Origin of the sequence: Oxalicibacterium faecigallinarum, from assembly GCF_014635705.1 — a bacterium.
Lineage (GTDB): Bacteria > Pseudomonadota > Gammaproteobacteria > Burkholderiales > Burkholderiaceae_D > Oxalicibacterium > Oxalicibacterium faecigallinarum.
The window spans coordinates 1,250,956-1,271,912 of record NZ_BMDI01000001.1 but is presented as its reverse complement, the minus strand read 5'-3'; the positions used below and the strand labels follow the sequence as shown (position 1 = coordinate 1,271,912).

The following is a 20,957-nucleotide window of genomic DNA, read 5'->3' as shown; positions in this document are numbered from 1 at the left end:
CAAGAGTCTTGTCATGCATTCAGTATTTCATGCAACTGCAGGTGATCGCGCACGTCGTTCATCGGCAAATGGTGTACGGGTCATGCGTCAGACCGCGGTCGCACTCGCCGTCGCCGGTACGATGCCGGTATGGGCACAAGGTGTGCTGAACGAAGGACGCACCAGCTTCGATACGCAACCTGTCGCATTTGAAAACAGTCTGGGCGTACATGGCAACGGCCTCGATTTGCAACCGCTCAACGCAAACAACAGCAACTTGCCGCCGACTGGATCGCGCGTGCTGAATGCGCAGATCGGTGACAGCAACTATGCCGAGAATGCGAAGGTCGGTCTGATTCGTGTCACGGTTGCACAGAACAGCCTGCCTGCTGACGGGCAAACGCCGGCAAGATTGTCGATCCAGTTACTCGATTTCAATGGGCAGCCGGTGAAGGGGACAGCGTTTGTAACGATGGAGGCGACGGCAGGTCGATTCCTGATTTCTGGCGCACCAACCGATGAAACCGGCCCCGGCAGTGGAGATGCGGACCGGATCTCGCGTGGCACGCAAGTCAAGGTTGTGGATGGTCAGGCTGACGTATTACTGCTGGCACCGTTCCAGCCGCAGGACGTGACAGTGCGCATGACTGCGGGACGCGCACAGGCACAAGGCGTGATCAGCTTCGTCCCGGAGCTGCGCGAGATGCTGGCAGTCGGTCTGGTGGAAGGCATCATCAAGTTCGATAGCAAATCGCCATTGCAACTGACCGATGCGCGTCGCGACGATGGTTTTGAACGCGAGATCCGCAGCTTTTCCAGCAGCAGTAACGGTGGTCGTCGTTACAGCGCCATGCGTACTGCCTTCTTCCTCAAGGGCAAGATCAAGGGCGATGCCTTGCTGACCATGGCTTATGACTCGGACAAGGCTGTGTACGACCGTCTGTTCCGTTCGATTCGTCCGGATGATTACTACGCGGTCTATGGCGATTCGTCGATACGTGGTTTCGAGGCGCAATCGACTTCCAAACTGTATGTGCGTATCGACAAGGATCGTTCGTATCTGCTGTTTGGTGACTTCAATACCGGCACCGGTTTCAGCCAGGTAACGGGCGGCGGCAATGTGGCCTCGGTGCGCAAGCGTGATCTGGGTAACTACAGCCGCACGATGAACGGCATGCGCGGCCATTACGATGAAAATGGTGTGCTGCTCAATGGCTTTGTGACCAAGGATAGTCTGCTGCAACTGGTCGAAGAATTTGCGGGTCAGGGGATCTCGGGACCGTTTGCAGTTTCCAAGCGTAATGCGGTGGCCGGTACGGAAAAGGTCGAGATCATCACGCGCGACCGTTATCAGCCTGCGGTCATTCTTTCTGTCGAGACCTTGCAGCGCGGTGGCGATTACAGCTTCGAACCATTTTCGGGTCGCATCCTGTTGAACCAGCCTCTGCCATCCGTTGATTCCAATGGCAATCCGAAATCGCTGCGTGTCACCTACGAAGTCGAGTCCGATGGCGAGAAATTCTGGGTCTACGGCATGGACGGCCAGGTCAGACTCGGCGAGCGTAGTGAAGTGGGCGGTAGTTATGTCAAGGACAAGAATCCGTATGCACCGTACACCCTGACCAGCGCCAATGTCAGTTTCAACCCGACGGACAAGACCACGATCGTGGCAGAAGTCGCGCGCAGTCAAAGCGTGTTGGGTAACGGGCTGGGCACGTCACTGCAAGGCAATCCGTACAGCCTGCAACCGCAGTTCGGTCCGGCACCGGCAGCAGGCGCGTTGGACGAAATCAACGGTACCGCATGGCGCGTCGAGGCATTGCACAACGACGACACCGTGCAGGCCCGCTTCTTCTATGGCCGCAGTGACCCTTACTTCAACAATCCATCGGCATCGCTGGCGCAGGGGCGTGAGGAGGGGGCGTTACGCGTCACCAAACGTCTCGGCGATCAGTGGGCTGTGTATGCGGAGGCAACACATAGCGCGCATCAAACGGCAGGAGCCTCGCGTGACGCGTTGGCATTGGGTGCCTCGCATGATGTGACCGATCGACTGAATGTCGATGTCGCACTGACGCATACGGATGAAAAACCAGGCCAGTATGCCAATGCCCTGATCAGTGCCGGCTCCGGGCTGGTCGTCAATCCATCGCCGAGCGTCGGGTTTGGTTATGGATCGAGCATGCTCAATGCGCAAACCGGTTACGGCTATAACGGCACGAACTACGGCTTGGCAGGCGTGGCTTATAACTCCACGGGTGTGCGCATTCGCAGCAACTATCGTGTCACCGACAAGATCGATCTGTTTGGCGAGTACGAGCACAGCATCGATGGCGACAGCTATCAGCGTGCTGCGCTGGGTGCGGCATACCGCTTCAGCGAAGTGGGCCGCTTGTACGGCAAGTATGAATGGATGAGCGGCTTGTCCTCGCCGCAGGCTGCCAATGGCATCTATGACAGCAACGCATTCGTGTTCGGTGCCGATACGCAATATCTGCCGAACCAGCGCGTGTTCTCTGAATATCGCTTGCGTGATTCCGTCGGCGGTCAGCAATTGCAGTCTGCCAGCGGATTGCGTAATGGCTGGAATATCAGCGAAACCGTGAAGATTGCGACGTCTGCCGAATATCTGCGCGTCTATCGTGGTCAGGCGCAGGATGCGTATGCGCTGACCGGTGCGATCGAATGGCGTCCGAATGATTTATGGCTGTTGTCGAATCGTTTGGAGTGGCGTCGTCTGAAGGACAGGCCGGGCGAAGGTTCTGCGGCACCGGCGCTGGCGGGTAACGATACCTGGCTGTCCATCATCAGCGTTGCACGCAAGATCAATCGTGACTGGACGTTCCTCGGCCGTAACTACCTGCTGCTGACGGATAACCGTGGTCATGCCGGCAACCTGCATGAAGACAAGTTGCAGCTTGGTGTGGCTTATCGCGATACGGATACCAATCGTCTGAATGTACTGGCGCGTTACGAATACTGGACGCAGCGAGATCGAAGCGGTCTCAACACCTATTTGCCGACCTATGGCAGCGATGGTCCGGCGTACTACCCGGGCGATCCGTACAGCAGCAATAACGAAGGCTTCGACAAGCACATTGTCTCTCTGCATGCCGAGTATCACCCATCGCGTCCCTGGTGGTTCGGTGGTCGTGCCGCGGCCAAATCGCAACGCGATTATTTCGATGGTCGTAGCGATGCCTATCGTGCTTATCTGCTTGGCGGTCGTGTGACTTACGACATTACCAAGCGCTGGGATATCAGCGGTCTGGCATCGGTGCACTACAGCCCGCAAGGTCACGCCACACAACATGCGCTTGGTTTTGAAGCCGGTTACCAGGTGCAGGACAACCTGTGGGTTTCCGCTGGTTACAACTGGCGTGGCTTCCGCGATCGCGATCTGACCGGTTCCGATTACACGAACCAGGGTTTCTACGTTCGCGTGCGCTTCAAGTTTGATGAAAACCTGTTTGCCGGTAACGACAAGCTTCGCAATCCGACGCTTGATCGCTGATGAAAGAACAAAAGGAAGATGACATGAAAAAGAGTCCGAACAAAAAACCTTCGCTCTATCCGTCGCGTACGGGATGGAGTCTGATCCTGATTGCAGCAGCAGGTCTGTCGCTGGTTTCTGCGGTGGCGGTGGCACAATCGACGAACAACCCCGTGCTGACACCGCAGCAGGATCGCATTACCGATCGTGCAATCCATCGTGATTACGGCATCTATCGCGAGACGCAGCAACGTATCAAGACACTCAACGATGGCGGGCGCCGCGTAGCCGACTACCACTTGTCGAAGGCGCAATGCTGGCTCGACGTGTCTTTTCACGAATACAGTCGAAATGATCGTGGCGGTTTCCCGCAAGCGGCACTCGAAGAAAGTCAGCGCATTCTGACCGCACTGGAACAGAAGCAGGATGCCGGCTGGGAAACGCCGCTGGTCAACGATGCCGAGAAGCTGCGGCCTGATCTGTGGGCACGTTATGACGCGCTCAAGCAGCACAGCGGCTTTCAGTGCGCGACACAGCAGACCGCTTGTGCGGAAGTGGAGCTGGTCCATGCCGGCAACGAGATCCGCGATGCGGGCTGGCGCCATGCCAAGCCCTATGTGCAGATCGCCGAAGATTTGACCGGCCGGGCCGAGCAGGCGGCGGAAGCGTGCGCGCGTCCTGCACCGCCGGCGCCGATCAAACTGACCTTGTCGGCCGATGCGTTGTTCCGTTTTGATAAATCGACGCAGGGCGATTTGCTGATCAAGGGGCGCGAAGAGCTCGATGAGATGGCAGACAAACTGCGGAATGGTTACGCGCACGTCAAGAGCCTGACCGTGATCGGCCACACGGATCGCCTGGGCAACAATGACTACAACCAGAAGCTCAGCGAATCACGTGCCAGTACGGTCAAGGCTTATCTGCAGCAGCGCGGTGTACAGATTCCGATCAAGGCAGAAGGACGTGGCCTGACCGAACAGATTGTTGCTTGTGAAGGCGTGACTCCAAGAAAGGCACTGATCGATTGCCTGCAACCCAATCGTCGGGTCGAGGTGCTCGTACATGAGGATCGATAAAGTATTTGCTGATCTCAACGATGGCGTTGCTGGTTGCACAATAAAACAGTGTACAAATTGATGCCATGTTCATCTCACCCTACAATGGCGCGATGACACGCAGGAAAAGCAAGGAGCAGTTGCATGACGACCATCTTGCTGTTGGAAGATGAAGCTGACTTAAGGGAGGAGGTTGCCGACTTTCTTGTAAGTCAGGGATATGATGTGCATGAGGCAGGTAGTGTTGTCCAATTTGAACCGCTCATTGATGCATTCGATATCGCGATCATTGATGTCGGCCTCCCAGACGGTGATGGACTTCAGGTTGCTGCGAAATTACGTGCGGCTCGGCCACAATGCGGGATTGTGATGCTGACGGCGCAGGGAGGCCTTCGAAATAAGATTGCCAGCTTGCGCGAAAGCGCGGATTTCTATCTTGTTAAGCCAGTGAGTTTTGATGAACTGTCTGCGCATCTGGTTGCATTGGAGCGACGACTTGGATCGAACTGGCAACTGCGCATTCTCCAGAGAAAATTGATTTCTCCCAGTGGGTATTCTGGTTCGCTCAGCGAAAATGAATTGATCCTGCTTAAGTTGATTGCCGCGCATCCTGGAACAGTTGTTTCAAGAAAGATGATTGCGGCAGCATTTGGGGTGGACTGGTTGCAGTTTGACGAGCGCCGGCTAGATCAGATCGTAAGCAGGTTACGTCGCCGCTGGTTGAGAGAAAGTGGGAAACCATTGCCCTTCAGGACGGAGCACGGTAAGGGTTTTGTCTTTCTTGCCACGATTGACGTAAGTTGACTCTCTAGTTCAGAGTCGTATTGCAAAGCTCGGCTATTCATTTACAGATAACGACTTTATTTTCTTTTTTCAAGCGCCAAGTCAGATGTCATCTATTTTTTCGCGCTTGTTTTTTCTTCTTATTTCCTGCCTGCTTGTCACCGTACTACCCGTACATGCCAATGCTGTACTGTCGCTTGACCAGTCCCGCAACGAATTGGAAGGTCACCTGTACGCTTTGGTCGATGACGCCAAGGCTTTAACGTTTGAGCAAGTGCTCTCGCAAGATGTGTATCGCGATTTTGTCCCGCTTTCCGGAAACCCCAAACGTGAAAAACTCGATGCCGCAGTCTGGCTCAAGTTTTCGGTCACCAATCCCAATGAGGCGCAGACGGAATGGTGGCTCGAGGTGCAGCCAGCCGTTTTGGAAAAGGTTGATTTATATGTACCAGAAGGCCCGGACAACCACATGTTGTATCAAGACGGTTCCAGCAGATTCTTTTCCGAGCGTGCGGTTGGCTACCGACATCCGGTATTCAAACTGAACATTCCGGCAGGAACACAGCAAACCTATTATCTGCGCATCGATAGCGGAATCTGGCGAACCGCGCGTTTGACACTGTGGCAACCGACGACCTTTATTGCAGCAATTGGTAAAGAACAATTGCTTTTTGGTGTTTATATTGGTTTGTATGCATTGCTGGTTTTGGCTGGCTTATGGTTCGAACGCGCGATGCGTGATCGTGTTTACCTTTGCTTTTCCTTATATGTAGCAAGCTGTATTTTCACGACACTGACTTCTACGGGACTGTGGCAGCAATACGTGATGCCATCTCATCCGCAATGGTTCAATGGATTTTATAGCCTTTCGGTCACGCTGATGATCGGATGCTGTGTGCAATTTTTCGTCGTCTTCGTACAATTGCATCGACAACGTCCGAAGTTGACCAGATATTTTCTTGGAAGCGTCTGGGCGTTCTGCGCGTTGATGTGTGCTATTTCGATTGCCGGTAACGTGCGGTACGCAATGTTTGCGTTTTGGTTACTCGTCTTTGTGGTAATTGTTCCAGCATCGGTAATCGTTTTGTGGCGGCCGGCTTTACGTAGTACCAGCGAAATTCGGTGGACCTTTGTTTTCGGTGGCCTGCTTCTTCTCGGTTGTTACCTGTATTCGTCGTTAGTACGCTATCAGTGGTTACCGGCAACGTGGTTTGCAGAGAATGCCATGTACCTGAGTTCGCTGCTCTTTTTCTTGATCGTGTTTTATGCGATCAGCCGACATTATTACGAAATGCGGCGGCAGGCTGAGCGAGCTCAACGGGAGGTGATGCGCATGACGCAACGTTCGGGGCAGGAGTTGGAAAGGCTGGTGCATGCGCGTACGGATGAGTTACTGCAGACTCAAAGAAGTCTGGAAACTGCTTTGCTACATGCCCAGGCTATTCAACAGGAGCAACGACAGTTTATTGCCACCGTTTCTCACGAAGTCCGTACGCCCCTCGCTGTCATTGATGCGACTGCACAAAACCTGAATCGGGAAACCCCTGCTGATGCCGTACGAAGTAAGGCGCGCGTGGAAAAGATTAGTCAGGCGACCAAACGGCTTGCGTTGCTCTTCGATGATTACCTGAATGATGAGCGTTTTGAACTGTTCTCTCAGGGAGTAACGCCGCAGGAAACTGCCATTCGGCCGTTATTGGCAGATGCGGTGGAAGCAACGCAATCTTTGTCAGACCAGCATGGTTTTGAGATTGATTGTGACCCAGCCGCCCTCGTATGGGCTGACCCTTATGGGTTGCGGCTGATTTTGCGTACGCTGGTGGATAACGCGGTCAAATACAGTCAGTCTGGCAGTCGTATTGTTCTCCGGGTGATCAACGATAACGACAGAAACTGGCAGATTGATGTTTGTGACAATGGTGCGAGCATTCCTGAAGAAGAGCGTGCACGGGTGTTTGAGCGGTATTTTCGGGGGAGAGGCAGTGCAAATCGGGTAGGAACCGGTATTGGATTAACGCTGGCTCGACGGTTTGTTGAACAGCATGGTGGCGAATTGCAACTGATTTGCCCGCCGGAAGGGGGGAATATTTTCCGTATTCGCCTGCCGCAGAAACCGTACTGAACGCAGGAACGCTCTACAACGCAAATGTTCTCGGATCGCCTTTTAGACAGATTCACATTCTGGTGAGGGCGCAAATCCTTTAAAATAGCGGCCTGTTCCGAGAATATCCCATGTCCATTTCAACTACCCAGGAAATCGTCGAAGAACTCCGTGCCGGGCGCATGGTGATTCTGGTCGATGAAGAAGATCGTGAAAACGAAGGCGATCTGGTGCTGGCGGCCGATTATGTTACGCCGGAAGCAATCAACTTCATGGCCAGGTTTGGCCGCGGGCTGATTTGTCTGACACTGACCGAAGAACGTTGTGATCAGTTGGCGCTGACCATGATGACGGCGCGTAACGGCACGTCCTACGGCACGGCATTTACTGTTTCGATCGAGGCAGCGGAAGGTGTCACAACGGGCATTTCGGCGGCGGATCGTGCACGTACCGTGCAGGCTGCCGTGGCAAAAGATGCCAAACCGACCGATATCGTGCAGCCTGGTCATATTTTTCCGCTGAAAGCCCAAAAGGGCGGCGTGCTGATGCGCGCAGGCCATACCGAGGCGGGCTGCGATCTGGCCGAGCTGGCTGGTCTGACGCCGGCATCGGTGATCTGCGAGATCATGAAAGACGATGGCACCATGGCGCGTCTGCCGGATCTGATTGAATTCGGCAAGGAACATGGCTTGAAAATCGGCACGATTGCCGATCTGATTCATTACCGCAGTCAGCATGAATGTTTTGTCGATCGCGTTGGCGAACGGACGATGGAAACCGTACATGGCAGTTTTCAGGCTGTGCTGTATCGCGATAAACCGAGTGGCGGCGCGCATCTGGCGCTGGTTCATGGCGATATCGTGCCGGATCAGGAAACACTGGTGCGTGTGCATCAGCCGGTATCCGTGCTTGATCTGCTGGAAACCAAGGCAACCACCCACTCATGGAACATGGCGTCTGCGATGCAGGCAATCAAGCAGTCGGATCGCGGCGTGATGGTTTTGCTCAACTGCGAAGAATCGGCTGACGAACTGTTCAGCGAATTCGATGCATTGAACAATCCGGAAAAAAATCCGCAGCCGCGCGCCTCGCGCATGGATTTGCGTACCTACGGCATTGGCGCGCAGATTCTGCGCGATCTGTCGGTGGGGCGTATGAAGCTGCTGTCCAAGCCACGCAAGATGCCGTCGATGACCGGCTTCAATCTGGAAGTGACGGGTTATCAGGCAACGCCGGAAAATTGAGCGTTCATTCAATTCATTGAAAAATATATGTTGAATTATTGACTTGCGATTCGACTGTTGAAACGAGTAAGGCGCCTAAGCGCATAAAGGAAGCATCATGACCGTTGGTACTTATGACATCAATCTGGCTGGCGAAGGCCTGCGCATTGGCATCGTTCAGGCGCGCTTTAATCAGGACGTCTGTCATGGCCTGCTGGCATCCTGTCTGGCTGAACTGAAGCATCTGGGCGTAGAGGACGAAGACATTCTGCTGGTGACGGTACCGGGCGCGCTGGAAATTCCGCTGGCATTGCGCAAGATGGCAGAAACCATGCAGTTTGATGCACTGGTAGCGATTGGCGCGGTCATCCGTGGCGAAACCTATCATTTCGAACTGGTTTCCAACGAGTCCGGTGCGGGGATTACGCGTGTTGGTCTGGATTTCGGTATTCCGGTTGCCAATGCCGTGCTGACGACCGATACGGATGAGCAGGCAGAGGCACGTATGGAAGAAAAGGGCGCGGATGCTGCCCGTGTTGCCGTCGAAATGGCCAATCTGACGATCGCACTCGAAGATTTGGCGGATGCCACTGAAGAAGACGAGGATGACTAAGCTGCCGCTGGTCGTCCAACTTTAATTACCTGTCACCATGCGCCTTCTATATAGAAGGTGTGGATGCAAGCCATGAACCAGAAATCAGAACACGCCAATCCCAACAAGAACCGTACGCCGCGCCATCGCGCGCGTGAATTTGCCCTGCAGGGTCTGTATCAGTGGCTGCTGAATAACGAAGAGGTGCGCGCCATCGAAGCTCACATTCGTCAGGCACATGGTTTCGATAAGGCCGATGCCGAGCATTTCGACGTACTGTTGTACGGCACCGTCAAGCAGGCACCGGAGCTGCGCGCCGGGCTGGCGCCGTTGATCGATCGTGATATTGCCGCCTTGTCGCCGGTGGAGCACGCCGCATTGCTGATCGGTGCGTTTGAGCTCAAGAATCATATCGAGATCCCTTACAAGGTCGTCATCAATGAGGCGGTCGAACTGACCAAATCGTTTGGCGGTATCGACGGACACAAGTACGTCAATGGCGTCCTCGACAAGTTTGCGGCGACGGTCCGCGAAGTGGAAATCAACGCCGGTCGCAAGGCTTGAATTGTTGCAAGCGCGGCAGAGAAACATGGCCGCGACGCTAAAGAATCATCATGATCGCCATCTGCGTGGAGTCTCCGCCAGATGGCGTTTTCACTAAGGAATCGACATCGTGTCCGCAGATTTGTTGAAACTGGCTGCCCGGCTGGAACATATCGCGCCGTTTCACGTGATGGAGCTGGCAAAGCATGCAGCCGCGCTGGAGCGCCAGGGCCGTCACATCATCCATATGGGAATCGGCGAGCCGGATTTTACGGCGCCGCAACCAGTGATCGATGCCGCCGCCCGTGCGATGCAGGATGGTCGCCTGCAATATACGGCGGCAACTGGTCTGCCCGAATTACGCGAGGCGATTGCCGGACATTATCGACATGTCTACGGTATCGAGGTCGCGCCTTCGCGCATCGTTGTCACCGCCGGTGCGTCGGCTGCATTGTTGCTGGCTTGCGCCGCGTTGGTGGAAAAAAATACGGAAGTGTTGATGTCGGATCCATCGTATCCGTGCAACCGCCATTTCGTTGCCGCTTTTGACGGACAGGCGCGCATGATCGCCTGTGATGCGGCGCAGCGGTTCCAGTTGTCGGCGCAGCAAGTCGATGCACACTGGTCGGCAAAAACCCGGGGCGTGTTGCTGGCTTCGCCATCGAATCCGACAGGAACCTCTGTCGCCCCGACAGAACTGGCGTCGATTGCTGACGTCGTGCGCAAGCGAAACGGGTTTGTGATCGTTGATGAAATCTACAATGATCTGCGCTACGACGGCACGCCATTCTCTGCGGTTTCCCTGGGGGAGGATGTGATTGTCATCAACAGCTTTTCCAAGTACTTCAATATGACCGGCTGGCGGCTGGGCTGGCTGGTCGTACCGGACAGTCTGGGACCCGCCATCGAAAAGCTGGCGCAAAACCTTTTCATTTGCGCTTCGAGTATTGCGCAGCACGCCGGACTGGCCTGTTTTACGCCAGAGTCTCGTGCTATCTATGAAGACCGTAAGGCGGAGCTGCGTCGTCGTCGGGACTACATCGTTCCGGCGCTGGAGTCGCTGGGTTTTCATGTGCCTGTAATGCCGGATGGCGCTTTTTACGTGTATGCGGATTGTTCGGCACTCAGCGATGATGCCGATCAATTGAGTCGCGCCATGCTGGAGGAGGCGGGCGTAGTCATGGTGCCGGGGCTGGACTTTGGCGTGGCGGCGCCACGCCGCTATTTGCGGATTTCCTACGCGACGTCGATGGAGAATCTGGAGGAAGCCATCAGGCGGCTGCGCGGGTTCTTCGCGCGTTGACAGACGCATGTTCTAAAAGCAAAAAAGGAGCCGGAGGCTCCTTTTTTTGAAATCAATCTGGGCAGATCAAAGTGAGGTCAGATTCTCCGACAGCTTTTCTTTTTTGCCGATGTCTTCGACGTTGCCACCCGTGCTGACCATGTCAGGCTGCTGTTGGGACTGAGCCGACGCAGGGATGGATTGCGCTTTTGGCGTCGCACGGCTTGCCATCGCGGCATAAACTGAAATGCGCTTGCCGCTGGCGACGGCTTTCAGGCGGTCATACTCGCCCAAAACCTTGGCACCGTAACCGGCATCGTCAGCCATGGCTGCTGCGCCGACATAGCGTTTCAGGCCGGCTTCAACCGAACCGCCACGTGCAACGTATTCTTTCAGAATCAGCGAACCGACACGGATGTTGGCAACCGGATTCAGGGCTGCATGCGTACCGCCCATTTCTGCGAATTTGTCGTGATGCACCTTGGACATGACCTGCATCAGGCCTTGCGCACCCACCGGACTTTCCGCAAAGGGATTGAAGCGCGATTCAATCGCCATCACCGCCAGAATCAGCAGCGGATCAAGGTTGATTTCAGCTGCCGTCAGATAAGCCGCGGAAACCAGCATATTGGTAGCATCGTTGGCAACGCGGTAACGCTTGGAGATCCATTCGGTCACACGCTTTTGCTGCATCTCGCTGCCGATCAACGGGCTTGGTGCGATATTGGCGGCGGTCAGCGTTTTGACGTTGTCGTTGTCTTCCAATTCGGCTGCTACTGGTGCATCACCCATCAGATTTGCCATTGGCGGCATGTCTTGAGGAGGATTTGACGCAACGGCTTCGCTGAATGGGGAAATCGCCTGCAGTTTATCAGCGACTTCCGGTTTGAAAAACATCATGGTCAGGATGGCAATTGCCATCAGACCTAGCACCATGACAGCGTGGCGAAGCGTGCTGAGCATATTGCCGGTGGAGGCGCGCACGGTTGTCGAGCGCGCGATCACCTGTCGAGCTGATTGGTTGGCGACTTGACGCATCGCCTTGTTCATACGATCTAACATTCTGGCTCCAGGATTAACGCGGCAGGTGAAGGGCTCCACCAAATTCCTGATGTAGAACCCTGAACATGCCGTGAATCAGAGAAATCGTTTGTTTCGTTACGTCGTAACACACAACAAACGTCGGAGTTGACTGCTTTGTGGGATGTCGCTCTTGCGGTCCATCCGGTGCAAACAACTTGTTCGGGAAGGTCTAACGCCTTGCAAAACTTGAGAACATGCTGGAGGCCCGATCCCCCGGTGAAGAGAAGAGAGTTTCTTTTCTATCCGTTTTGATGTTCAAATACGGGGTCTGCTCTTCGAGTTGCGCGAATTGTAGGAGCCCGTTTATATCAAGTCAATACTATAAAAACGTGTTTCTATAACTTTTAAATCTTATTTTTCTTATGAGTTTTTATAAAACTCATAGAAATCAATCACTTAGACTTTTCAATTCATTTGTCAGGTCTAGTGTCAAAAAACGCAAAAAAACATGAAATATTCCGACTTGCGCGACTTCATTTCTCAATTGCAACAAATGGGCGAACTTAAACGCATAAACGTACCTGTTTCGCCGCATTTGGAGATGACAGAGATATGCGACCGAACTTTGCGAGCACAAGGCCCGGCGCTGCTATTCGAGCAACCGACCGGTCAAAAGATTCCCGTGCTGGGCAATCTTTTTGGCACGCCCAAGCGCGTTGCCCTTGGGATGGGCGCCGACGATATCAGCGAACTGCGCAAGATCGGTCACGTGCTGGCGAGTCTGAAAGAGCCGGAGCCGCCCAAGGGGTTCAAGGATGTGCTGGGCATGACTTCGATGGTCAAGGCGCTGTGGGATATGGCACCGAAAGAGTCGCGCAGTGCGCCGTGTCAGGAGATTGTCTGGGAAGGTAATGACGTCGATTTGTCGCGTCTGCCGATTCAGCACTGCTGGCCGGGCGATATTGCGCCGCTGATTACATGGGGCCTGGTGATCACCAAGGGGCCACACAAGAAGCGCCAGAATCTGGGGATTTATCGCCAGCAGGTCATCGGCCGCAACAAGGTCATCATGCGTTGGCTGGCCCATCGCGGCGGCGCGCTGGATTTCCGTGAACACACCATCGTCAATCGCGGCCAGCCGTACCCGGTGTCGGTTGCGCTGGGTGCCGATCCCGCTACTATATTAGGTGCCGTCACGCCGGTACCGGATAGTCTGTCCGAATACCAGTTTGCGGGTTTGCTGCGTGGCAGCCGTACCGAGCTGGTCAAGTCGATCGGTAGTGAACTGCGGGTGCCGGCTTCGGCCGAAATTGTGCTGGAAGGACATATCTATCCGGACGACTCGCATCCTTCCGGTTATGAGCATGCGGTGGAAGGGCCTTACGGCGATCACACCGGTTATTACAACGAGCAGGATTCTTTCCCCGTCTTTACCATCGATCGCATCACGATGCGGCGCGATCCGATTTATCACTCTACATATACAGGTAAGCCGCCGGATGAGCCGGCTGTGCTCGGCGTGGCGCTGAACGAGGTTTTCATTCCGTTGCTGCAAAAGCAGTTTTCGGAAATCACCGATTTTTACCTTCCGCCGGAAGGGTGCAGTTACCGCATGGCGGTGGTGCAGATGAAAAAATCCTATGCCGGTCACGCCAAGCGCGTGATGTTCGGCGTCTGGAGCTTCCTGCGCCAGTTTATGTATACCAAGTTCATCGTGGTGGTTGACGAGGACGTGAATATTCGCGACTGGAAGGAAGTCATCTGGGCGATTACCACCCGTGTCGATCCGACACGTGACACGACCCTGGTCGACAACACACCAATCGATTATCTGGATTTTGCTTCGCCAGTCAGTGGGCTGGGTTCCAAGATGGGCATTGATGCGACGAACAAGTGGCCGGGTGAAACCAGTCGCGAATGGGGAACGCCGATTGTGATGGATGAAGCGGTCAAGAAGCGTGTGGATCAAATCTGGCAGGAACTGGGAATCTAAGTCGGGCTCAAACCGGCTTGTCGCAAAATGGCAAGCAGGTTTCTGCCACAGGATGATTTTCATGCCACGCATGTCGCACAGCGCATGCATTGCTGTTAAAATTGCGACTGGCGGGCCCCTGCGCATTGTGGCATGGTCAACCTGGTCAGGTCGGGAACGAAGCAGCCACAGCCATTTACTGCAAGTGCCGTAGACAAGGCTCGCCTCTTATCTGTTTTTCTTTGCTTGTTTCTCTGGCGGAATGCATTTTTCCTTCTTCCGCATCATTTCTTCTCCGTATCCTCCTTTTTAAACGCGTTGCATGCGGATTTTTCCGGCACGTGTTGCAGTCCATCATCGTGACCATGCTAAGCTTCGCCGCTAGGATTGATCATGGTTTTCGAGAAGCGATGACCTTGTTTCGGTCGTCCTTTTTCTGCAATGCATTTCATTCGGCATCATGCAACGAACAAGCAAACACATTCTTATTGGCATCGGCGTCCTTGCGATTGGCGCGATTTTGTATTTTCAGTTCTTTCACAAGTCTGATGCCCCGCGTCGTGCGGACAATGTGCAGACCATTCATTCTGCCGTGGCCGAGAAGAAAAGCATTCCGCTGACCGTACAGGCGAACGGCTATGTGTCATCGATCACCTTGGTGGAAGTGCGTCCAAAGGTACAAAACATTGTGCGCACGGTACACGTGAAAGAGGGGCAGTTCGTCAAGGCAGGGCAGCTTCTGTTCACACTGGATGAGCGCAACGATCAGTCCAATGTGGCGCGCACACGTGCCGAGCTGGCGGCATCGCAATCCGATCTGGCCGATGCCGAGCTGACACTCAAACGCAATCAGGATCTGGCGCAGCAGAATTTTGTCTCGCAAGCGGTTGTCGATACCTCGCGCGCGCGCGTGGAATCCTTGCGCAACGCGATCAAGGCGAACCAGGCCGCGGCCCAGTCCAGCGAAATTGTGTTGGGGGACAACCAGATCAAGGCCAGCATCGACGGTCGGCTGGGTATTATCAATGTGTTTCCGGGCACGTTGGCACAGCCTTCCGGCGATCCGATGGTAACGATTACCCAACTTGATCCGATTGCCGTCACGTTTGCGCTGCCAGAGCGCGAATTGCTCAACGTCGTCAATACTTACCCGAATGCGGATGCGCCGGTGACGGTGCAATTGCCGGGCCAGCCGCCGATCCAGGGAAAATTGTTCTTCATCGACAATATGTCGGATAGTCAGAGTGGCACGATTCGCATGAAGGCGCGCTTCGACAACAAGGCGCAAAAACTATGGCCGGGCGGGTTTGTGAATGTCAGCATGGTGACGCGTCAGGTTGACGATGCTGTCACGGTGCCTGCGCAGGCGGTGGTGACGGGACCGACGGACAAGTTTGTTTATGTGATTCAGGAGGATGCGACCGTCAAGGACGTCAAGGTGACCGTGCTGGCGATCGAAAACGGACAGGCCGTTGTGACGGGTATCTCGGGGGGCGTACGTGTCGTGGTGGAAGGGGCGCAGAACCTGCGTCCGGGCAGCAAGGTCAAGGAGTCTACTGCCAAGCCGGCACCTGCGAGCGCAATGCCTGAAGATAACACCTGATCCTGCCTACGGAATCCGTTTGTGAATATTTCGGAACTCTGTATACGCCGGCCGGTGATGACCGTGCTGTTGTCGATCGCGATTGTCGTGATCGGCGCGTTCTCCTATGTGAAGCTGCCGATTGCAGCACTGCCGAGCTATGACACACCTGTCATTAATGTAACCGGGGTGCTGCCGGGTGCCAGTCCTGAGGTGATGGCGTCATCGGTCGCCTTGCCGCTTGAAAAGCAGTTTTCCACCATCGCCGGTTTGTCGACCATCAGTTCGACCAGCACGCTCGGCAACACGTCTATCACGCTTGAGTTTGAGCAGGATCGCGATATCGACGCAGCGGCTGTCGATGTGCAGGCAGCCTTGTTGCGCGCGCAGCGCAGTCTACCGATCGAGATGACGGCGCTGCCGGCGTATCGCAAAGTCAATCCGGCCGATCAGGCAATTCTGCTGCTGGCGCTGACGTCGCCTTCAATGCCATTGTCCGAGCTGAATGACTACGGCGAAAACCTGATTTCGCCTTCGCTGTCGACCATTAACGGTGTGGCGCAGGTACAGGTGTTCGGCCAGCGTCGTTATGCCGTGCGTGTGCGGGTGAAGGCGGATGAGCTGGCGGCGCGCAATATGACCATGGATGAACTGGCGCAGGCGATTCGTGGTGCCAACGTTAATTCGCCGGTCGGCGTGCTGGACGGTGAGCGACAGACCTTGACCATTCAGGCCAACAAGCAATTGCAGAATGCAGCGGCGTTCGCCAACATTGTCATCGCCAGTCGTAACGGGCAAACCACGCGCTTGTCTGATGTGGCAGATGTGACCGACAGTGTGGAATCGACCAAAAGCGGGAGCTGGGCCAATGGCAAACCGTCCATCGTGCTGGCGGTGCAGCGCCAACCCAATGCCAATACGGTGGCAGTCGTCGATGCGGTGAAAGCGCAATTACCTTTGTTCCGCGAGCAGATGCCGGCATCGATCGATGTGCAGGTATTGAATGATCGTTCGGTATCCATCCGTGAGGCGATTCACGATGTGCATTTCACGCTGGCACTGACGATTGCGCTGGTAGTGATGGTGATTTTCCTGTTTCTGAAGCGTTTTACGGCGACATTGATTCCGGTACTGTCCTTGCCGATCTCGCTTATCGGTTGTGCGGCATTGATGTACTGGGCCGGTTTCAGTCTGGACAATGTTTCGTTACTGGGTATTACGATTGCGGTCGGGCTGGTGGTCGATGATGCGATCGTGATGCTGGAAAACATTGTGCGGCATATCGAAAACGGGATGGAGCCGCTGGCGGCTGCACTCAAGGGATCGCGCGAAGTCAGTTTCACGATTATTTCGATTTCGATTTCGCTGGTTGCCGTGTTCATCCCGATTTTCTTCATGCCGGGTGTGATCGGCTTGCTGTTCTATGAGTTTGCCGCGGTGGTTTCGCTGGCCGTACTGGTGTCGGCACTCATGTCGCTGACACTGGTACCGATGATGTGCAGTCGTTATCTGAAAGCGGAAAAAGACGAGCAGCATGAACGCAAGGAGCTGTGGATCAGTCGCCAGTTCGAGCGTGGATTTGATCGTGTGCTGACCGGTTACACGCGGGGACTGGACTGGTCACTCTCGCATCGCAAGACGATTCTGCTACTGGCTGCCGCCACATTCGCACTGACGGCATATCTGTTCATCACGATTCCCAAGGGATTCTTTCCGACTGAAGATATCGGTCAGATCAGTGTGACGGTGGAAGGTCCGGAAGACGCCTCCTATCCGACCATGGTCAAGCTGATGACACAGGCATCGGAAATCATTCGCGCCAATCCGAATGTGGCGACCGGCACCGTGCGTACGCGTGACAGCAATGTCGGCAATATGTTTATCGGACTCAAGCCGCGTAACGAGCGTGAATCGATGGACGAAGTCTTGAGACAGCTGCGCAAGGCTGTGCGCGAGGTGCCAGGGTTGAATGTTTTCATGACGCCGGTACAGAACCTGCGACTGGGCGGACGTCAGAGCAAGAGCCAGTTCCAGTTCGTGATGCAGAGCGTGAAAGCGGCTGAGCTCAACGAGTGGTCGGAGAAAATCATGGCGCGCATGCGTGCCGATCATGCCTTCATTGATGTAACCAGTGATTCACAGCTCAAGGGGTTGCAGGCACAGATCGATATCGATCGCGATCGCGCCAACGAGGCAGGTATCGGTATCCAGGACATCCGCACCGCCCTGTACAGTACCTTTGGTGATCGACAGATTTCGACAATCTATACCAGTGCCAACAGCTATTACGTCATTCTGCAGGACAGCAATGTCGGACAGCAGGATGAGTCGGATCTGAGCAAGGTTTATCTGCGTAGCAAGACGGGGGCGCTGGTGCCGCTGTTAAGTGTGGCGACTGTCACGCGTACGGCCGGGCCGATCTCTGTCAATCATCAGGGGCAGCTGCAGGCAATTACGATTTCCTTCAATCTGGCTCCCGGCGTTCCTCTGGGTGAGGCAACCACCAATATGGATCGCATCAAGGCCCAGATCGAACTGCCGCAGAGCATTATCACCAGCTATGCCGGCGATGCGGCAGTATTTCAGGCATCGCAGGGCAATCAAATTGCCTTGCTGCTTCTGGCAGTTGTCGTGATCTACATCCTGTTGGGCGTGCTGTACGAAAGTTATATCCACCCGATCACGATTCTCGCCGGTCTGCCATCGGCAGTGGTGGGCGCCTTGCTGACCTTGCGTATCTTTAACGTCGAGCTCACGATGATTGCGATCATCGGCATTCTGCTGCTGATTGGTCTGGTCAAGAAGAATGCCATCATGATGATCGACTTTGCGCTGGCGGCGCAACGCGACGAGGGCAAGACGCCAGCCAAAGCGATCCGCACTGCATGTATTCTGCGTTTTCGTCCGATCATGATGACCACCTTGGCGGCCGCGATGGGTGCCATGCCGATTGCGTTGGGGATCGGCGCTGGTGCCGAGTTGCGGCAGCCACTGGGCCTGGCCGTTGTGGGCGGACTGATGGTGTCGCAAGTCATCACCTTGTTTATCACGCCCGTGATCTATCTGTTCCTTGATCGCTACAGTGGTAATGGCCCGTTGCAGATCACGTCAGAGCAAATGGAGGCCGCGCGCTGATACAGGTGAATCCTGCATGCAGTGGCCGAATCTGCGGTCACTGCAAATCTCTGCCCGGTGTCAGGTAAAATGCGGGTTGTTTTTCGCATTCGCTGACATTCTTCCCATTCTTTTAGAACGGCCTCATGTCCTATCAAGTTCTTGCCCGTAAATATCGTCCGAAGAGTTTCGACACGCTGGTCGGGCAGGAACACGTCGTGCGTGCACTGACGCATGCACTGGACAATCAGCGTTTGCATCATGCTTATCTGTTTACCGGCACCCGCGGTGTCGGTAAAACCACCTTGTCACGGATTCTCGCGAAGTCGTTCAATTGTGTCGGGCCGGATGGCAATGGTGGCATTACCGCGACGCCGTGTGGTGTCTGTGAAGCCTGTGTCGCAATCGATGCCGGCCGTTTTGTTGACTACATCGAGATGGATGCGGCTTCCAATCGTGGCGTGGATGAAATGGCGCAGTTGCTGGAGCAGGCAATCTATGCACCGTCGAACGCGCGCTTCAAGGTCTACATGATTGACGAGGTGCACATGCTGACCAATCACGCCTTCAACGCGATGTTGAAGACGCTGGAAGAGCCGCCCGAGCACATCAAGTTCATCCTTGCGACGACCGACCCGCAAAAAATTCCTGTGACTGTCCTGTCGCGGTGCCTGCAGTTCAATCTCAAGCAGATGCCGCCCGGTCATATCGTTTCGCACCTTGAGAATATTCTGGGTCAGGAACAGATTGAATTCGAGACCCCGGCCTTGCGTCTGCTGGCACAGGGCGCGCATGGTTCGATGCGTGATGCCTTGTCGCTGACGGATCAGGCCATTGCATATGCAGCCGGCAAAGTCACGCTGGATGCCGTTCAGGGCATGCTGGGTGCGCTGGATCAATCCTTCCTCGTCCGTATCCTTGATGCATTGGCTGAAAAGGATGGTACCGGATTGCTGGCAGTGGCCGATGAAATGGCCACTCGCAGTCTGTCGTACAACGCGGCCCTGCAGGACCTCGGATCGCTGTTGCATCGTGTTGCCCTGGCGCAGAGCGTGCCATCGGCTGTGCCGGATGATTTGCCGGAACGCGAGGATATTCTTCGACTGGCCGGTTTGTTTGATGCAGAAGAGATTCAACTCTTTTATCAGATTGCCGTTCACGGCCGTAACGAATTGGGACTGGCACCGGATGAATATGCCGGTTTCTCCATGACCTTGTTGCGTATGCTGGCGTTTCGTCCAGGGTTTGGCCCTACCGAGGCACGGCCTGTTGGCAATGCGGCGCCTGCGGCGACGGCAGCAGCCCGTCCGGCAGCAAGTGCGGCACCTGCTACAACGGCACGCCTGAGTGCAGCACCGCAAGTGGCCACGACCAGTGCGCCACTGGCGCGACCGGGTTCTGCTGGCGGCGTGAGTCCCGCACGTGCAGCACTGGAAGCGGCTCGCGCGGGGATGAAGGGCGGTACGTCATCCACACGTCCTCCCGTCCCTGCCGTGAATGCGGCAGTTGCAGCACCTGTTGCCGTTACGTCGTCTGTTCCAGCCACACGCACCTCACCTGCGTTTGACCAGGCACCACCGATGGATTTGCCGGATTTGCCTCCGGCGCCACCGTGGGATGACGGGGCAGATATGCCGCCTGTGCAAAGCGGACGTCATGAGGATTTCGCACCTCCGGCCGCTGCTCAAAAAAAAACTGAAGTATTAAACGCAACAGCAGATGCACCGATGCAACGGGGGCAGTCAGCTGATAAGGATCCTGTTCGTCCGTTTGTATTGCATCCGATCGATGGACTGGCGTGGGATGGTAACTGGCCGGTGCTGGCTGCTACCTTGCCCGTACGCGGCGTGGCGCAACAATTGGCGCAGCAGAGCGAGCTCATGGGTGCGCGGCGGGAAGGCAATACCATCCAGCTGGATCTGCAAGTCAGCGTCGAGACCTTGCTGGCGGCTGGCAGTGTGGACAAGCTGATTGCGGCATTGAGCGATCATTTCGGGCAGACGGTGCGCATCAACAGCAAGCTCGGTCCGGTACAGCATACGGCCAATGCCGCCGCCATGGCCGATCGCGCCGAACGTCAGCGCGAAGCCGAGCAATCGATGCAGGATGATCCCTTCGTACAAAAACTGATGCGGGAGTTTGGCGCGACCATCGTGCCCGGCTCGGTCAGACCCATCTGATCGCCTCGCTGTTCTCTCGTTCCTATCCATTTCGA

13 protein-coding genes and 1 other RNA gene are annotated in these 20,957 nt (G+C 55.2%); 13 read left to right on the top strand and 1 reads right to left on the bottom strand.

From position 1 onward, the window contains the following. Positions 1-13: 13 nt before the first annotated feature. From IEV29_RS06130 to IEV29_RS06095, 8 genes are all read left to right on the top strand, one after another. Positions 14-3,493 (top strand): Ig-like domain-containing protein, encoded by a 3,480-nt coding sequence (locus tag IEV29_RS06130; RefSeq protein ID WP_188380340.1) that lies wholly within the window; start codon positions 14-16, stop codon positions 3,491-3,493. A 23-nt stretch (positions 3,494-3,516) separates the two neighbouring features. Further along, on the top strand, positions 3,517-4,548 hold the full coding sequence (locus IEV29_RS06125) for an OmpA family protein (RefSeq protein ID WP_188380339.1): 1,032 nt from the start codon (positions 3,517-3,519) through the stop codon (positions 4,546-4,548). A 123-nt stretch (positions 4,549-4,671) separates the two neighbouring features. Continuing rightward, complete coding sequence (locus IEV29_RS06120) at positions 4,672-5,331, top strand: response regulator transcription factor (protein ID WP_188380338.1); 660 nt, start codon at positions 4,672-4,674, stop codon at positions 5,329-5,331. 85 nt (positions 5,332-5,416) lie between these two features. Beyond that, entirely contained in the window at positions 5,417-7,432 is a 2,016-nt protein-coding gene (locus tag IEV29_RS06115) for a sensor histidine kinase (RefSeq protein ID WP_188380337.1), read from the top strand. A gap of 110 nt (positions 7,433-7,542) precedes the next feature. Then, positions 7,543-8,655 carry a bifunctional 3,4-dihydroxy-2-butanone-4-phosphate synthase/GTP cyclohydrolase II gene (gene ribBA / locus IEV29_RS06110; RefSeq protein WP_188380336.1) on the top strand — a complete coding sequence of 371 codons (1,113 nt, stop codon included), beginning with the start codon at positions 7,543-7,545 and terminating at the stop codon, positions 8,653-8,655. 97 nt (positions 8,656-8,752) lie between these two features. Next, the gene (gene ribH, locus IEV29_RS06105; protein ID WP_188380335.1) at positions 8,753-9,247 is read left to right on the top strand and encodes a 6,7-dimethyl-8-ribityllumazine synthase; all 495 of its coding nucleotides are present in this window, start codon (positions 8,753-8,755) and stop codon (positions 9,245-9,247) included. 72 nt (positions 9,248-9,319) lie between these two features. Further along, entirely contained in the window at positions 9,320-9,790 is a 471-nt protein-coding gene (gene nusB / locus IEV29_RS06100; RefSeq protein WP_188380334.1) for a transcription antitermination factor NusB, read from the top strand. Between the two features lie 109 nt (positions 9,791-9,899). Further along, positions 9,900-11,072, top strand: a complete 1,173-nt coding sequence (locus IEV29_RS06095; RefSeq protein ID WP_188380333.1) for a pyridoxal phosphate-dependent aminotransferase — start codon at positions 9,900-9,902, stop codon at positions 11,070-11,072. 66 nt (positions 11,073-11,138) lie between these two features. On the opposite strand, the gene IEV29_RS06090 is transcribed toward IEV29_RS06095, so the two are convergent. Continuing rightward, entirely contained in the window at positions 11,139-12,113 is a 975-nt protein-coding gene (locus IEV29_RS06090; RefSeq protein WP_188380332.1) for a transglycosylase SLT domain-containing protein, read from the bottom strand. 469 nt (positions 12,114-12,582) lie between these two features. Here IEV29_RS06090 and ubiD point away from each other — a divergent pair, with 469 nt between their 5' ends. From ubiD to IEV29_RS06065, 5 genes are all read left to right on the top strand, one after another. Then, a complete protein-coding gene (gene ubiD / locus IEV29_RS06085; RefSeq protein WP_188380331.1) occupies positions 12,583-14,067 on the top strand; it encodes a 4-hydroxy-3-polyprenylbenzoate decarboxylase in 1,485 nt (494 codons plus the stop codon). A gap of 109 nt (positions 14,068-14,176) precedes the next feature. Then, an RNA gene (gene ffs / locus IEV29_RS06080) (signal recognition particle sRNA small type) lies at positions 14,177-14,275 on the top strand. 231 nt (positions 14,276-14,506) lie between these two features. Further along, entirely contained in the window at positions 14,507-15,649 is a 1,143-nt protein-coding gene (locus IEV29_RS06075) for an efflux RND transporter periplasmic adaptor subunit (protein WP_188380330.1), read from the top strand. Between the two features lie 21 nt (positions 15,650-15,670). Beyond that, entirely contained in the window at positions 15,671-18,763 is a 3,093-nt protein-coding gene (locus IEV29_RS06070) for an efflux RND transporter permease subunit (RefSeq protein WP_188380329.1), read from the top strand. A gap of 125 nt (positions 18,764-18,888) precedes the next feature. Then, positions 18,889-20,922 (top strand): DNA polymerase III subunit gamma/tau, encoded by a 2,034-nt coding sequence (locus IEV29_RS06065; RefSeq protein WP_188380328.1) that lies wholly within the window; start codon positions 18,889-18,891, stop codon positions 20,920-20,922. Positions 20,923-20,957 lie beyond the last annotated feature (35 nt).